The sequence below is a fragment of the Lacibacter luteus genome (assembly GCF_004118265.1).
GTDB lineage: Bacteria > Bacteroidota > Bacteroidia > Chitinophagales > Chitinophagaceae > Lacibacter > Lacibacter luteus.
In genome coordinates, this window is the sequence record NZ_SDHW01000003.1 from 107,240 (window position 1) to 123,764 (window position 16,525).

At 41.1% G+C, this 16,525-nt stretch carries 14 protein-coding genes; 3 read left to right on the forward strand and 11 right to left on the reverse strand.

Translation table 11 applies throughout. From position 1 onward, the window contains the following. Nucleotides 1–113 precede the first annotated feature (113 nt). From ESA94_RS11525 to msrB, 4 genes are all read right to left on the reverse strand, one after another. A complete protein-coding gene (locus tag ESA94_RS11525) occupies nucleotides 114–3,311 on the reverse strand; it encodes a S41 family peptidase (protein ID WP_129131063.1) in 3,198 nt (1,065 codons plus the stop codon). Nucleotides 3,312–3,442: 131 nt separating this feature from the next. Beyond that, nucleotides 3,443–3,766 (reverse strand): type II toxin-antitoxin system RelE/ParE family toxin, encoded by a 324-nt coding sequence (locus tag ESA94_RS11530; RefSeq protein ID WP_129131064.1) that lies wholly within the window; start codon nucleotides 3,764–3,766, stop codon nucleotides 3,443–3,445. Continuing rightward, a complete protein-coding gene (locus tag ESA94_RS11535; protein ID WP_129131065.1) occupies nucleotides 3,750–3,998 on the reverse strand; it encodes a hypothetical protein in 249 nt (82 codons plus the stop codon). The genes ESA94_RS11530 and ESA94_RS11535 overlap by 17 nt, the downstream gene beginning before the upstream one ends. A 120-nt stretch (nucleotides 3,999–4,118) precedes the next feature. Further along, the gene (msrB, locus tag ESA94_RS11540) at nucleotides 4,119–4,595 is read right to left on the reverse strand and encodes a peptide-methionine (R)-S-oxide reductase MsrB (protein ID WP_240671038.1); all 477 of its coding nucleotides are present in this window, start codon (nucleotides 4,593–4,595) and stop codon (nucleotides 4,119–4,121) included. Between the two features lie 280 nt (nucleotides 4,596–4,875). Between msrB and ESA94_RS11545 the strand changes: the two genes are divergently transcribed. The 3 genes from ESA94_RS11545 (at nucleotide 4,876) to ESA94_RS11555 (ending at nucleotide 6,894) form a co-directional block, all read left to right on the forward strand. Continuing rightward, complete coding sequence (locus ESA94_RS11545; RefSeq protein ID WP_129131067.1) at nucleotides 4,876–5,457, forward strand: adenylate kinase; 582 nt, start codon at nucleotides 4,876–4,878, stop codon at nucleotides 5,455–5,457. A 200-nt stretch (nucleotides 5,458–5,657) separates the two neighbouring features. After that, nucleotides 5,658–6,098 (forward strand): nuclear transport factor 2 family protein, encoded by a 441-nt coding sequence (locus ESA94_RS11550; RefSeq protein ID WP_164972717.1) that lies wholly within the window; start codon nucleotides 5,658–5,660, stop codon nucleotides 6,096–6,098. Nucleotides 6,099–6,123: 25 nt separating this feature from the next. Next, nucleotides 6,124–6,894, forward strand: a complete 771-nt coding sequence (locus ESA94_RS11555) for an SDR family oxidoreductase (protein ID WP_129131069.1) — start codon at nucleotides 6,124–6,126, stop codon at nucleotides 6,892–6,894. A gap of 132 nt (nucleotides 6,895–7,026) precedes the next feature. Here ESA94_RS11555 and ESA94_RS11560 read toward each other — a convergent pair whose 3' ends face one another. The 7 genes from ESA94_RS11560 to ESA94_RS11590 form a co-directional block, all read right to left on the reverse strand. Continuing rightward, nucleotides 7,027–7,863, reverse strand: coding sequence for an arsenite methyltransferase (locus tag ESA94_RS11560; RefSeq protein WP_129131070.1), 837 nt, complete (start codon nucleotides 7,861–7,863; stop codon nucleotides 7,027–7,029). A 32-nt stretch (nucleotides 7,864–7,895) separates the two neighbouring features. Continuing rightward, a complete protein-coding gene (locus ESA94_RS11565) occupies nucleotides 7,896–8,228 on the reverse strand; it encodes an ArsR/SmtB family transcription factor (RefSeq protein ID WP_129131071.1) in 333 nt (110 codons plus the stop codon). 231 nt (nucleotides 8,229–8,459) lie between these two features. Further along, complete coding sequence (locus ESA94_RS11570; protein WP_129131072.1) at nucleotides 8,460–9,257, reverse strand: TIGR00266 family protein; 798 nt, start codon at nucleotides 9,255–9,257, stop codon at nucleotides 8,460–8,462. Nucleotides 9,258–9,381: 124 nt separating this feature from the next. After that, nucleotides 9,382–12,963, reverse strand: coding sequence for an efflux RND transporter permease subunit (locus ESA94_RS11575; RefSeq protein ID WP_129131073.1), 3,582 nt, complete (start codon nucleotides 12,961–12,963; stop codon nucleotides 9,382–9,384). A gap of 91 nt (nucleotides 12,964–13,054) precedes the next feature. Continuing rightward, entirely contained in the window at nucleotides 13,055–14,224 is a 1,170-nt protein-coding gene (locus ESA94_RS11580; protein ID WP_129131074.1) for an efflux RND transporter periplasmic adaptor subunit, read from the reverse strand. Nucleotides 14,225–14,253: 29 nt separating this feature from the next. Next, the gene (locus ESA94_RS11585; RefSeq protein ID WP_129131075.1) at nucleotides 14,254–15,672 is read right to left on the reverse strand and encodes a TolC family protein; all 1,419 of its coding nucleotides are present in this window, start codon (nucleotides 15,670–15,672) and stop codon (nucleotides 14,254–14,256) included. A gap of 86 nt (nucleotides 15,673–15,758) precedes the next feature. Then, nucleotides 15,759–16,406 carry a TetR/AcrR family transcriptional regulator gene (locus tag ESA94_RS11590; RefSeq protein WP_164972718.1) on the reverse strand — a complete coding sequence of 216 codons (648 nt, stop codon included), beginning with the start codon at nucleotides 16,404–16,406 and terminating at the stop codon, nucleotides 15,759–15,761. Nucleotides 16,407–16,525: the final 119 nt, after the last annotated feature.

Below are 16,525 nucleotides of genomic sequence, written 5' to 3' on the forward strand. Positions count from 1 at the left end.
ATTATTAAGTCCTGGTATAAACAACAACGCCACTACAATACTGCAGTGGCGTTGTTGCGTACTTCTAACTTCTCAACTTCGCCAAGGCTATGTTGAGCAAGCGTACCTCGTACTTATTTTGTTTCCTTCATCAATTCTTTCACAGCTGTTTCTAATTGCTGATCGGTACCTGTACTTACTTTTTCATTTTCAGGTTTCACTTTTACATCGGGTTCGGTTTGCGCATTTTCAAGATAATTACCCTTGCTGTCTTTACAACCAACAGTAGGTGCACCCCAACGGATGCCGGTATCCATCAATGCTTCCCATGCGGCAAACGAACAAGTGCCCGGCACAGGCATACCAACGAGTTTACCAATGCCCACTTCTTTTACCATGTAGGCATAACAATGTCCATCGCTGTAGTTGCCTTCGTTGGCAAGCGAAATGCTTGGTTTTGTCCAGCGGAAATTTGGTTCGTAACCATTGCTGCGGGTATCGGTGGTATAATCCATAAACTTTTTACCGCTTAAGAACATGGCTAAATCGGCAACAAGATCACCACCACCATTGTTACGTGTATCAACCACAATTCCTTTTTTCTGGAAATGCTTACCCATGATCTCTTCATACGTTGTACGGTAAGCACCATCGTTCATACCCGGTATGTGCACATAACCCAAGGTACCATTGCTCATCTTTGTTACTTCATCTGCATTACGTTTTACCCAACGTGCATACAGCAAGCGGTTTTCTTCGCCCAATGTAACCGGTTTAATTATGAGTTCACGTTTGGCTGTTCCTTCTGTTAATACAACCAATGTATTTTTTCCTGCTTTACGGTTAAGATATTGTGCAAGATCTTTCTCAGGGGTAATCAGTTCACCATCGATGCTTTCAATAATGGTTCCTGCTTTTACATTCATGCCTGCTTTATCCAGCGGACCATCTTTGATCACTTCAAGAATTTTAACGCCATTGCCTTTGTGTGTATAATCGAAGAAGATACCCAAAGCAGCAGTTGCATCTGCATTTGCATTAAAGGTGCCACCAAATGCAGCACCGCTATGGCTTACATTTAATTCGCCCAGTAACTCACTCAGCATTTCGCTCATTTCGTAATTGTTGCCGATATGCGGTAAGTATTTTTCGTAATCAGGTTTGTAACTGTCCCAATCAATGCCATGGAACGATTTTGTATAGAATGTATTTTTTGTTCTGCGCCATACATGATCGAACTGGTATTGACGTTCTTTCAAACCATCAACCATCATTTCTCCATTGATGCTGATGCGGTCTTGCTTGCCGCTGGCAGGATCAAGTTTCATAAAGCCGCCATCGGTATTCAGGAAAATACTTTTCTGCTCTTTATCCCAAACCATGCTTGCAAAACCGGCATTGAGTGGAACCAGCATTTTTGTTTCTCTTGTGCGGAGATTGGTCGTCCACAAGTTCATGCCACGTTCAAACCTTGCCAGATAGTAAAGTGTTTCACCATCTTTACTTACCAGGGCATCACCCATGGATGAAGAATGAATAGTGAGTTTTGCTTTACGTTGATTAAGATCATCCCAATCGATCATCACCGAATCTTTCGCAGGTTTCTTTTTGCTTGTATCTGCTTTTGCTTTGTTCTCTTCTGTTTCTTTTAATAATGCTGCATCTTCTTTTGTGAGTTTGAAACGATCGAATGCATCCTGTGTAAAGAACATGGCGTATGCATCGGCCTGTGCGCCGCCACTCATTGCAGCTGCACGCAAACCATCTCTGTTACTGAACCATAACATCGCTTTACCACCCATGATCCATTTTGCATTGTAATCGCCAAAGCCACTTTGTGTAAGGTTTTCAATTTTCTTACCATCGGCACTAACAATACCTACTTCGCCAACTGCACTGCCGGGCATTGCATAATCAAATAACAACCATTTACTGTCGGGACTCCATTGGAAGTACTGATCGTTTTCTGTCCAGGCAAATAAATGATCGCCTGTTAAAATAGTGCGTGTTTGTTTGCTTGCAAGATTATAGATGCGGAGTTGATTACGGTTTTCGATAAACGCCAGTTCTTTTCCATCGGGCGAATAAACGGGTTGTGTATTGGTGTTTTTATTTTCAATAACAGCCGTTTCTTTCAATAAAGTAGAAGTGTAGAAATAAGATTCTTCTTTACGTTCTATTCTTGTTTCGTAAATACCCCACTTGCCATCACGTTCGCTGCAATAGATAATACTTTTACCATCGGGTGCAAAGCTTACACTGGTTTCTGCTTCGGGTGTATTGGTAATGCGTTTGGTAATACCACCATCCACACTGGTTACAAAAACTTCACCACGGTAAACAAATGCAATTTCTTTTCCGTTGGGTGCAACATTCATACCGCTGCCGCTTGTTACACGATATACCTGCTCACGGTTGTTGCGTGCATCGGCAAGGATAGTAATGTTTATTTTTTGTGCAGCTGAACCGGGCTTCATCGTGTACAGATCGCCATCGTAACTGTAGCACAGTAAACCATCGTTGCTGCTGCTGAGAAAACGAACAGGATGTTTTTTGTACGATGTGAGTTTTTCCGATTTGCCACCGCCAACACTCATTTTATGAATATTGAACGACCCGCTTTCTTCGCTCAGATAATAAAAGGCTGTTTCATCTGCTGTAAAAACAGGGCTTCTGTCTTCGCCGTTGAACGATGTAATTTGTTTGTGTGTATTGTTTTTAAAATCGTACAGCACAACATCTCTTGTAATAGCAGATGTATGATGTTTACGCCATTGATTTTCGCCACCCACTTTGTTATGGTAAATGAGTTTGCTGCCATCTTTGCTGAACTTCACATCTTCTGCAGGCGTTGTAAAGAGTTGGGTTACTCTGCCTCCGTTCAATGAAACACTGTACAGTTCGGGCATATAACCTGTAGGAAACTGACGGTTCGTTGGCAGATCCATCCGTGCAGCACCAAACACAACAGCCTTGTTATCGTTGGTAAAGCTATAAGGATATTCTGCAGATGAATGATAGGTGAGGCGTTTGGCTTCACCACCTTCAACCGGAATAACAAATACATCGAAGTTGCCATAACGATCGCTGGCAAAGGCAATGCTTTTACTGTCTTTACTCCACACGGGCATAAAGTCGTGTGCTTCGTGAATGGTTAGTGCTGTTGCTGTACCACCGGTGGAGGCCACTTTGTACAGATCGCCTTTGTAAGTAAACACAATGGTTTTACCATCGGGCGAAATGGAAGGATAACGCAACCAGGAGGGAGTTTGGGCTTTTGCAATAAAGCCAAGTGCTGTGAGGCAAATGCTCAACGCCAGAAATTTTCTCATAAACTTTTTGCTTAAGCAATAAAGATAATGGGAAAACAAAATGCGTAAAAAGAATTTGATGGGTGGCTGGGCTGAGAGATGAAGCAGAGAAGAAGTAAAAGAGGGGAGAGGGTTGTAAGACTCTGATGTATTTATTTTTTTCTGCTGATCAGTAATTTCAAATTCTTTGGATTTTGCCTGTTGTTAAACACTGTTACAATTTCTATAGCTCTTACGGATGGTTTGTAAACGATAAGCGTTTTTGGATGAATAGCATATTTGCGAAGATTTTTTTGTTTGTTTAGAATTGGGAAAAGGCGAGGATGGGTTGCGATAACTGCAAGAAATGAAATCCATTTTTTATTGAATTTTTCTACAGCAATTTGCTCAAATTCCGACTGTAAGTAATGGTAGAGTTCATCAAGGTCTTTAGCGGCAAGTGGCGATACAATTATTTCCTTAGGCTTTGATGCCATATTTCTTTTGTAGTGAGTCGGTTACTTTTTTTGCACTGATACCTTTCCCTTCTTTCAGTTGTTTAAGGCCCATGTCAATTTTCATTTTCTGTACATCAGAGAGATCTTTCCACGAAGGGCTGTTCTTTTGCTGACTTACCATTTTAAAAACATCATACATGCTTTTAATTGTGCTTTCATCAGCTTTGTCAAGTTCTTTCAATAACTCACTTTTCATTTGCTTAATACTCATCTTCCTGAATTTTATACAAATTACTTTTCTTCCGGCAGAAAAAAAAGTCTTCGTGGTTCAAAAAAACAAAAAGCGAACCCATGCAGATTCGCTTTCGCTGATAATTATCTGTACAAACGTTTATCCTTTCTTCTCATTAAATTTCTTTTCGGTTTCTTTTGCTTTTTCAAAATCGAGAATTACACCGTTAATGCAATAACGCAAACCTGTTGGTGGCGGACCATCTTCAAACACATGTCCCAAATGTGCTTTGCATCGGCCACATTGCACTTCGGTACGTTGCATACCATGGCTGTTATCGGGTGTGTAAATGATCGACCCTTTGCTGATGGGTTCGTAAAAGCTGGGCCATCCGCAACCACTATCGAATTTTGTATCGCTCTTAAATAATGGATTGCCACAAGCCGCACAGTAATACGTTCCAACTTCTTCAAACTTTTCAAACTTGCTTGTCCATGGTCGCTCCGTTCCTTTCTGCCGGGCAATATTATATACATCCGAAGGAAGAATTTTTTTCCACTCTTCTTCACTCAGGTTTACCTTGGTTGAATCTGTTTTGGAGTAAACAGGATTCTCCGTTTTTTTTGTTTCACTCATAGTCGTCTTTTTTTCAGTTTTTGATTGGCTGGTTTGTGCCTGGCAACTTACCCAGGCCAGTTGCACAAACAACAACAGGAATACAACACATTTCATAGTAACTGCATTTGTTTGGTAAAGGTACGTAAGGTTACAGGCTAACAGATGTCTGCTTAACGACAGTTGTTTTTTCTTAACAAAGTCTTGATTTGAACAATTTCGAAGCAAAATAAGTTGAAGATTGACGATTTTTAAACCTTGGGGACTATCTTTACAACTTCATCAAGGTTACGACGAGCTTATGTTTAATTTGATTTTGTTTGGCCCTCCCGGTAGTGGAAAGGGCACCCAATCCGAAAAACTTATTGTGCAGTATGGCCTCAAGCATTTGAGCACAGGCGATTTGCTCCGCAGCGAAATTGCAGCGCAAACACCGCTTGGCATGGAGGCAAAAAAGCTGATGGATAAAGGTCAGCTGGTGCCCGATGAAGTGGTAATTGGCATGATCAGTTCGGCATTGGATGCAAATCCGCAGGCAAAAGGATTTTTGTTTGATGGTTTCCCACGCACTGTAGCCCAGGCAGAAGCATTGGATAAATTATTAAAACTGAAGGGTACACAAATTTCTGCCATGATCGCTTTACTGGTAAGTGAAGAAGAACTGGTAAAACGTTTACTCAACCGTGGATTAACCAGCGGCCGCAGCGACGATACCAACGAAGAAGTGATTCGTGCACGTATTGTTGAATACCGTAACAAAACTTCGGTTGTAGCAGATTACTACAAACAGTTTGATAAATTCTCTGAAGTAAAAGGCGAAGGAACCATCGATGAAATTTTTGCAGCACTGCAACAAGAAATAGATGCCTACATGGAAGCTTAAGCATTCTGTTGAAATAAGTAAGCCCTTCGTTTAACGAAGGGCTTTTTTGTTGAAAGAACTTTGGTTCTCATTAACTTCATTACATGAAATAACCATTCAAACGAAGTTTTGCAATAATTGGTGATGATTAGTTCTGCAGTCGGGCAAAGCACAAAGCTTGGTTATACATGTGTTCCATTAAAACAATAACAAATACACACATGAAACAATTTCTTTTCCTGCTGTTGCTTTTTGTAACAACAGTCGCAACTGCACAAAAAACAAAAGAAGAATCAGCTACGGAGAAATTTGTGTTGAAACTGCACGAAACAAAATTTCGCTGGATGATCAATAAAAAACTTGATTCGTTAAGTACTATTCTTGATGAGCGTGTGCAGTATGTTCATTCCAACGGATGGATGGAAACAAAGAAGGAGATCATCGACGATCTGCGATCGGGTAAACTTGTAATGAATAACGTAACTGTTACTGAAGCCTCTGCACGTGTGTACAAAGGTTTTGTAATTGTAAATGGTAAAGGCGTTTTTAACGTAGTGCTTGAAGGTAAAAAGGTTGATATCAATTTGCTTTACACAGAAGTATATGCGAAGCGGCAAAACGGATGGCTGCTGGTGAGCAGGCATGCAAATAAGTTACCATAGAAGCGTAATAAGTAAATAAATCAACATGAATCTTTATTTGAACGATCAGTTATTTATGGTTGGCGGAGCTACCAGCGGTTTTGGTAAAGCGGTTGCACAGGCGTTACTGAACGAAGGGGCAAACGTTATTGTAGTTGCAAGAGGTGAAGAAAAACTGCACGAACAATACGATATGCATAGTAATGCAGAAGTTGTAATTGGCGATATTACTGAATCAACAACTATTGAAGCTTTGAAATACATTGTTGCAGATCGTGAACTGCATGGCATATTGGTAAATGCAGGCGGACCACCTGCTAAAACTGTACTGGAAACAACATTAGCTGATTGGGATGATGCGTATAAAAAACTTTTGCGTTGGAAGGTAGAACTGACACAGGCTTTTGTACCTGCAATGATCAATGCAGGTTACGGCCGTATTGTATATGTTGAAAGCAGCAGCGTAAAACAACCTATTGAAAACTTAGTCCTCAGCACATCGCTTCGTTTGGCAGTGGTTGGTTTTGTAAAAACATTAAGCCAGGAAATTGCAAAGAGTGGTGTTACATTAAACATACTTGGCCCGGGTAGTCATAACACGCCTGCTGTTGACAGATTGTATCACAAGAAAAGTGAACAGACAGGTTTGCCGTTTGATGAAGTAAAGCAAGCAGCTATCAAACAAATACCGGTTGGCCGCTTAGGTGATCCTGATGACTTTGCATCATTGGCTGTTTGGTTATTAAGTAAACAAAGCGGTTTTGTAACAGGACAAACAATTATGGTTGATGGGGGAGCAGTACGATCGACTTTATAATGAGATCAACATACATGAAAATAAAAACGGAGCCGATGAGGCTCCGTTTGTTTTAACAACATCCGCCGCCGCAGCAGCCGGGATCATTTTGATTTGTGTTCATGACGCTAAGGTTTATATGTGAAAAAAGAGTTAACAGCAACCGCTGCCCGGAGCACAACAGGCAGGCTTTTGTGCATACACCGTCACAGAGAAAATGCCGGTTGTTCCGCTTTTGAAGGAAGCCAGTTGTTCTGCATTTAAGTAGTTGCTTAAAATATCATCAGGGATTATAATTGCTTTTTCTTTTTGAACAATGATGTTGGTAAAACCGTTTTGTGCAATCAGTTCCAGATACACTTCTTTCTGAATAGCACCTGCCACACAGCCTGCATACATTTCGGCATCCTTGCTTAAAGCATCAGGTAATGCACCCACCAACACCACATCTGATATACTAAAGTGTCCGCTTGCTTTCAACACACGAAACATTTCTTTAAACACGCCATCTTTATTCGGCACCAGGTTCAATACACAGTTGCTTACAATTACATCTGCAACGCCGGAAGTAACAGGCATGTGTTCAATATCACCCTGGCGAAACTCCACATTGTTAAAGCCAAGCTTTTCTGCATTAGCTCTTGCTTTATCGATCATGGCAGGAGTAAAATCAATTCCAATTACTTTTCCGTTTGCACCGGTTTCGGCTCTTGCAATAAAGCAATCGTTACCTGCACCACTGCCAAGGTCGATCACGGTATCGCCGGGTTTAATTTTTGCAAACTGTGTAGGCAAACCACAACCAAGGCCAAGATCGGCATCGGGGTTATAACCATTCAGGTTGGTATAATCATCACTCATGATGTTATATACTTCGGTTGAACAGCCACCTGCACCGCAGCAGGATGATTGATTGGTTTCCTTGTCCTGCAAAGCAATTTCACTGTACTTCTGCTTTACAATTTCCTTCAGTTGCACATCGTTTGTCATGTTGTTTGTTTTTTGATGATGAGGTTTAATGATTAACAGCACTTCGCATTCGCTTCTTTCAGTTTTTCAAAAAGCGAATTAAAATCGGTATTAAATTTTTCGAATGCTTTCCAGTTGATGCAGTAACAGCTGCGTGGTCCATCGGTTTCACCATCGATAAGTCCGGCATTTTTTAATTCTTTCAAATGCTGGCTTACGGTACTTTGTGCCAGGGGTAGCACTTCAACGATCTCTCCACAAATACATTGGTTGCGTTTGGCCAACACACTCAAAATGGCAATACGTGCAGGATGACTGATTGCTTTTGCAAAAGCCGCCAGGCTTTGCTCTTTGGTACTGAACTCTTCTTTTTTATGAACCGCCATTTTATTTATCGTTTTTTTACGATTAATCTAGTGAAAGAAAAAGACGAGTGACCCGTCTTTAAACTTATATCGCAAATATACGATTAATGATTTCGGATTTCCAAACAAAAAGCCGGAAAAATTTTTCCGGCTTTCGTTCTTTGTCATTTCGACGTAGGAGAAATCTGTTGAACTGTGGTAGTAATGTTGAGCAGTTCCCTCCTTCGTCGGGAAGACAACTCTTTTGAGCTTTTATCTAAATCCATCTCCATCCAATAAATTACCAATACCACCTAATAAGCTTCCTTCTTCTTTACGGTTGGTTGTACCGTAAGAAAGGATGCGGCTTGCCAAACGAGAAACAGGTAATGTTTGTATCCACACTTTACCCGGCCCACGCAAGGTTGCAAAGAACAAACCCTCGCCACCGAAGATGGTATTCTTAATACCGCCAACAAACTGAATATCGAAATCAACTGTATGTGTATAGGCTACCACACAACCGGTATCGATCTTTACCAATTCGCCGGGCTGCAGTTCACGTTCAAACACATGGCCACCTGCATGTACGAACGCCATTCCATCACCTTCCAGTTTTTGCATAATAAAACCTTCGCCGCCAAATAAACCTGTGCCTAATCTTCTTTGCAATGCAATACCTACACTTACACCTTTTGCTGCGCAGAGGAACGCATCTTTCTGACAAACAACCGGTCCACCTAAACGCAACAGATCAAGCGGAATGATTTTACCGGGATAAGGTGAAGCAAAGCTTACACGTTTTTTTCCATGTGCAATGTTGGTGTAAGCAGTCATGAATAAACTTTCGCCGGTGAGCAAACGTTTACCTGCACTGAAGAGTTTTCCCAACACACCTGTTGGAGCATTGGCGCTTCCATCTCCAAAAATGGTTTGCATTTGTATGCCTTCATCCATCAACATAAAACTGCCTGCTTCTGCAACAGCTGTTTCGTTGGGATCAAGTTCAATTTCTACGTATTGCATTTCTTCTCCTACAATACGATAATCAATTTCGTGTGCCTGTGCCATGATGATAATTTTTATGTGAAATTAGTTTGCTGTCATGATATCTGGCTGAATTATTTTGTTAAGCTGCTAAATAAAAAACCTCTCCGTTTGAGGGAGAGGTTTTGGTATTTGAAAAGGTGAGATATTAAATCTTCGAAGCAACTGTTTTGCGTTGCTGTCCAAGCCATACCCGTTTGCCCTGCAATCTTCTAACGAGGTACATAATTCCTACAAAGATGAAGAAGAACGGACCAAGGAAGCCAAACAATGCAATGTATTTTGTTCCATAGAATTGCTCCATTGGTCTTCTTAAACGTTCGGAAATGATGTACATACTTGGTACCATCATCAGTGTTAAGAAGAAAGCGAAGATCAAACCATAAATGATCGTCCAGCTTAATGGTCCCCAGAACACAACGCTGTCACCACCAAAGAAGATCTTTGGATTAAGGTGTTGGAAGAACGATACGAAATCGATATTGAAACCAACCGCCAGTGGTAACAAACCAAGCATGGTGGCTAATGCCGTAAGCAATACCGGAATGATCCTGATCTTACCTGCCTGAATGGCTGCTTCACGTGTTTTATAACCACGACCACGCAACTCATCGGTAAATTCAATCAACAGGATACCATTCTTAATTACAATACCTGCAAGACCTACAATACCTACCAGGAACATGATGGTGGCAATTGTTTGCCCGGTGATTACATAACCGATCAACACACCAATGATACTGAAGAAGATCTCCGTTGTAACGATGAACGGTTTACTCATACTGTTAAACTGCAGTACCAGAATGAGGAAGATCAATGCAATTGCAAGAATGAAAGCAGTTAAAAGGAATTGCGATGTTTCAGCTTCCTGTTCGCTTTGTCCGCTTTGACGAATGCTTACACCTTCGGGTAAACGTGTAAACGTTTTAAATGCATCGATCTTTGTTTTGAGCGCAGCATTAATAGGCACAGCCTGTGTAGGATCTGCAATGTTTGACTGCAACTGAATGGTGCGTTTAAAATTCTTACGTTTAACACCACCACTTGTACTGGTATAATCAAACTTTGCAATGGCCCCAATAGGCACTTGTTTGATCTGCCCTGTATTAAAATCACGGAAGGTGATCTTCATGTTCATCAGGTCGGTAATGTTATTACGCTGCAGATCACTGTAACGAAGCTGAATTTTGTATTCATCATCACCTTCTTTCAGTTTACTTATTTCACTACCGAACAATGCAGTACGTATTTCCATACCTACCTGCCCGGTGCTTACACCTTCAATTAAGGCACGCTCACGATCAATGCTGACAGTGATCTCCGGATTATGCAGATCAACATCCAGTTGCAGGTTTTCAATTCCTTCCACACGGTTCGTATCAAGATAGTTGTACAGGTTGGTGGCAACTTTTGCAATGGCATCAAAATCTTCACCTGTTACTTCAATGTTTACAGGTGGTTCAGTTGGAGGGCCGCCTTGTTCCTGCTCTACACTAATAGAAGCACCAGGAATATTTTTAATACTGTTTCTTATTTCTGCCAGGTAAGGAGCTGTTGATTTGCCATGCCGTTTTTCAAACTCAACAAATGAGATCTGTATACGACCAAGATGTGGTTGCGTACTACGGTTATTATCCATCGGGTTGTTAGCACTTACTGCAACGTTGGCAATAATACTTTCAACAATAGAACCTTCTGAGCCTGGTTTTTCTTTCTCCAGTATTTTAAACACCTTCTGCTCAAGCGAACGTGTAATGCTATCGGTATATTTTACATCGGTACCAATAGGCATCTTTAAATAAACATAAATAAAGTTTGGATCGCCGCTGGGGAAGAAGGTTGTTTTTGTACGACCGGATCCTACACTCATCACCAATGCAACAGCAGAGATGAGGAATAATACAAACAACGATACAAATGCCCACACCGGACGATAACCTTTTAATACCCAGCGTAACAGTTTTTCATAACGGTTCATGAGGCCGGGCAATACTCTTTCCTGGAAGAAGTAGATGGCATCACGCAATACAAAACGATTGAGTACACCAATGAGCGCCATAAAGAACAGGAGGTTACCGGTTCCATGATTTCCGATGACATGCATGAGGATACCAATACCCCAGAATGCCCACCAGTAAGGTTTGCGGAAGATGGCTTTCTTTTCATCATCATACTGTCTGCCTTCTGGCTTCATAAAGCTTACAGCAAATACAGGGTTGATGATAAAGGCAACGATCAATGATGCGGCAAGTGTAAGGATAAGCATTGTAGGTAAGTAGATCATGAACTTACCAATGATGCCTTTCCAGAACAGCAGCGGGAAGAAAGGTGCCAGCGTTGTTGCTGTACCTGCTAATACAGGAATAAATACTTCACCGGCTGCTTCTTTTGCACTTCTTACAATCGGTACACGTCCGTTGTGATAAATACGGTGTGTGTTTTCAATAACCACGATGGCATCATCCACAATAATACCGAGGCCAAAAAGCAATGCAAATAATACAATGAAGTTGAGTGTAACACTTGTGCCGATAATAAAATCAGCTACCGGTAAAAAGAGGAAGGCAACAAACACGCTCAACGGAACACTCAATGCCACAAAGAAGGCATTTGTTACACCCATGAAGAACATGAGAATGAGTAATACGAGAATGAAACCAATGATGATGGTGTTCACCAACTCGTTGAACGATGTTTTTGTTTGTTTACTCTGATCGCCGGTGATGGTTACTTTCAGGTCTTTGGGTAACTCATCATTTTCCTGCATTTGTGTAACCGTTGCTTTGATCTTATCGGCTGTATTGATCAGGTTTTCACCACTACGTTTTACAATGTTGAGCGTAATAACGTTCTTGCCATCTAAGCGTGCAAAACTTTCCAGATCCTTCATCGTGTCTTTCAGTGTAGCAATATCTTTCAGATATACCGGCGCACCGCTGATGTTCTTTACAATGATGTTGTTGAGATCATACACTGTTTTAAACTGTCCACGAATACGGATGGTCCGTTTCATTTCACCGCTTTCGATCTGGCCGGCAGTAATGTCGCTGTTTTCCCGTGCAATGGCATTTTGTATATCACCAAAAGTTACTTTAGCACCTGCCATGCGGTAAGGATCAACATTTACCTGTATTTCACGTTCAGGGGCACCCACAATATCAGCACGTGTAATTTCTTTCAATTCTTCAAATCGGTCCTGAATTTTATCGGCATAATGTTTCAGACGTACACCATCATACTCACCACTGATGTTTACAAACATGATGGGCATTTCGCTGAATGCAAACTCCTGCACATCGGGTTGCGAAGTAAGGTTCTGTGGCAGATCGGTCTTTGCCTTATCCACCGCATCTTTTACTTTTTGTTTGGCGAGGTCTGTTTTTACGTCTGTATCAAACTCAACCACAATCATGGAGTAATCCTGTTGTGAGGTGGATTGTACTTTAATAACACGTGCACCACTGATGCTTTTAATTTGTTTTTCAATGGGGCGTGTTACAAGGTTCTCAATATCGGCCGGAGAGTTACCTACATAAACTGTAACAACAGAAATAGTAGGTACTACAATATCCGGGTATTGTTCTTTTGGAAGTGTATTAAATTTAAACAGGCCATAAAGTGTTACAAGGATGGTAACGATATAAATAGCAGTGCGGTTATCAACACTCCAGCTCGTTGGTTTAAACTCCTTGAACTTTTTACTAAGCCCTTCTATTATGTTTGATTGCATATAATAAGATTATATAGTCAGCATTTGGTTATACAACAGCCCTGTTCCATTAGTATGGTCGCAACTAATTTGCTAAAGGCCGTTGTCATGTTTATTGTCCAATAGTTACAACCTGTTTGTCGTAAATTGATTGATAACCTTCAGAGATCAATTGCATGCCTGGCTGTAAGCCTGATTTGATCTCGATCTTATCACCATACGCTTCACCCACAACTACCGGCCGCTTAATTGCTACGCTGCGACCCTTGCTGTCTTTCTCCACGATATATACATACTTTCCTTTGTCATCTGTTTGTACAAGATTAACAGGAATCACCACAGCGCCTGGTGCACTGTAATCTTTAATACGTACAGCAGCTACTGAGTTTGGACGAACAGTACCACCTGGTATTGCAGCTTCAATAGTGAATGTGCGTGAGTTTGGATTAATGATCTGCGAAGAAAGCTTCACGGTTGAGTTGTACGTTTGATTCATATCAGGTACCGCTACAATAACGGGGCTGCCTATACGTACACGGCTCATGTAGTTTTCAGGAACTTCAACCACCGCTTTCAATGTGCTGTTGTTTACGATCCTGATCTGGAAACCTGCTGCATTTGCACCAATGAATAATTCACCTACTTTAATATTTACAATATCAGCAATACCGGCAACAGGTGAGTAAACAGTAAACAGTTTAATCTGTTCATTGGCTGTTGCAATCTGGCGTTCCAAACCTTCAACCTGTGCTTTTGCCTGCAGCAGTTGCACTTCTGTACCAATATTCTGATCCCACAGGTTTTTGGTACGGTTGTATAATTCTTTTGCAAGTCCTAATTGTGTTTCGTACACTTTTATTTGCTGGCGGAGAATTTTATCATCCATCTTCAACACCAACTGACCTTTCTTTACAAACTGTCCTTCTTTAATATAAATGTCTGTTACAACACCACCTTGTCCGTTAGGAGGAGCGATGTAAGAAATATTATCTGCATCAATTCTTCCCTGCAGATCGATGTAGTGCGAAAAGTCTTCTGTTGTTACCGGCAACACCGCAATCAGTTTTGCCTTATCATTTGCACCGGCAGCTGTATCAAGTTTCGCAATTTCTTCTTCCAGTGTTTTGATCTTTGTAGCAAGTGCTGTCTGTTCTTTTTTCAGGCTTTCCAACTGTACTTTTTTCTCTCCTAAAGAACCTTTCTTTTCTTTTGCACCAGCTCCGCAAGAAACCAGCAGCACTGCAAACCCTGCAATAATTGTGTATTGAAAAATCCGTTTCATAATCTTTTGTTTATAGTAATGGTTGATGATTAGTTTAATTGTCCGATGGCTTTAAAGTAGTTGATGCGTGCCACCACTGCATTGTACAAGGCATCGAAGTAGTTGCCTTGTGCACGTTGCAATTCTGTATCGGCCTGCAAAACTTCAAAACTGCTGCCAACACCCTGCTCATATTTTTTCTTAGTGGTGTTGTACACACGCTCTGCCAATTCAAGATTTTTTTGCTGTGCATCCATATTTAAAATGGCATTACGCAGGTTGATCTGTGCCGAAGTTTTTTCCAGATCGATGGCCTTCTTTACATTATCGAGTGTATTGGTTGTTTTATCCAGCGTGTACTTCGCCTGTTGAATTTTGTACTTGCGTTGCATACCATCGAAAATGGGAACGCTTAGGTTTAAACCAACAAGATTGGAATTAAACCAAAACCAGTTTTGCCCCGTAAAAGCAGAAAAGTTTTTGTTGAGCATTCCCTGTTGCTGAAACTGGTAGAAGAAAGCCAACGTTGGTAAATAACCCAGACGATGACGTTTTACATCAAGCTCCTGCAGCTTCTGTACAGTATTCAGTAAACGAACTTCGCCACGGTTGTTGTAGTTGAACGACCCATCATCGAGAATGTTTTCTTTTACTGTTTGGGTAGAAAGTTTTTCCGTCAACACGATTTTATCGCCCTGGCTTAAACCCATGCTGAATTTTAATGCAGCATAGCCAAGCTCGATCATATTCTTCAACTGTGTTTCGGTTGATTTGGTATTATTAAAGCTTACTGTTGTTTTATCAATATCCAGCTTTTCAATAAAACCGTTTTTAAAGAGTTGTTCCTGATCGCTGAGTAATTTTTGAAAACGCTGCAAACTTACCTGCAGTACTTCCAGTTGCTGTTCGGCAATCAATACCTGGTAGTAAGCTTTCTGTACCTGTTCACGTGTTTTATCTTCCTGTATCTTGATGTTTTCTGTTGCATACGCAATAGAAGTTTTGCGGGCAATCAAGCCCACAAATACATCGGGCTGAAACAACAGCTGGTTTAAGCTTACGCCTGCTGTTACGTTCCATGGTTGCACAAAGCTGAATTCCTGTACGCTGAACTCCTGCTTTGCAGCGATGGTATTACCGCTTCCGTCTTTAACACCTTCCTGGTTAAGTACAGTGTAAATATCTGTGCGGCCTGCACTGGGAAATAACACTTTGGGTAACGTAAGATAATGTGCTACCTGCGCACTGCCACTTACCTGTGGTAATGCCGAGCCAACAATTTCTTTGTTTTGTGCTTCCTGTTTTGCTGAATCGATGCGAAGGTTCTTAAGATCTGCTACATTCTTAAGAGCAAGATCAACTGCATCTTTTACGGTGAGCCTGTATTCTGTTTGCGCTTGTGTAGTTGTAAAACCAAGCAGCAGCAGTGCAAACACGAGCCACTTGTTCCTTGTTGTTTTTTTCTTCATCGCTTGTCTTTAGTTAGTGATAGCCATCTAACCGTTTGCCCGGCTTCTCAACAGCGAGAATGCATAAGCAGTGGGTTAGTTGAATGTTAAGGTTTGCTTTGTTGTTTCTTTTTATAATCTTCCCGGTATTTCATAATCAGTTTATGACCTTTTAATGTTGAAAGGCCAAACAGAAAATGTTCCATTGTTTCCCGGGTTAAATCAATCAAATTGAATTTGCCCGGAGTTGTAGCAGCCATTGCAAAAGGTATCATCATCGTTTCAACCCTGTAACGGCTCATAATTTCTACCGATATATCTTCTCTGTACAATTCTTCTTCAATGCCTCTGCGGATGTTGTGTGCAACAACTTCGTACAAAAACACTTCTTTCATCTTTCTGAATTTTTCAAATGCTTTTGGATGAAATTTTTCTGCATCGTACAACACCACAGGGTTCAGGTTGGCAAACTGTTCGTACATACGTTCCAGCGTAAGAAAAATTTCTTCAACAGCATTGCGGGCATTGATTTTACACGATTCGCATTTATGCTGGGTATAGCTTACCTCGTCGTCCATTACTGCCGTTACCAATTCGTCTTTCTCCGAAAAAAACTGGTAAATGGTTTTCTTGCTCATGCCCAATTGTGCAGCAATATCATCCATCGAAACCGAACGGATGCCGTACCGCAGAAACAGTTCATGCGCTTTTTTCTGTATTCTTTCTTTTGTTTCCATACCGAAAATCGGGGGCAAAACTATGGAAACTTTTATAGTTGCCAAAGTTTCCATCGGATTTTTTTACCATTGGTCACAAAAAATTAACCAAGGCGCACCGCAGCCGAAAGCTGTATTTTTGATACCGATAAATCAAT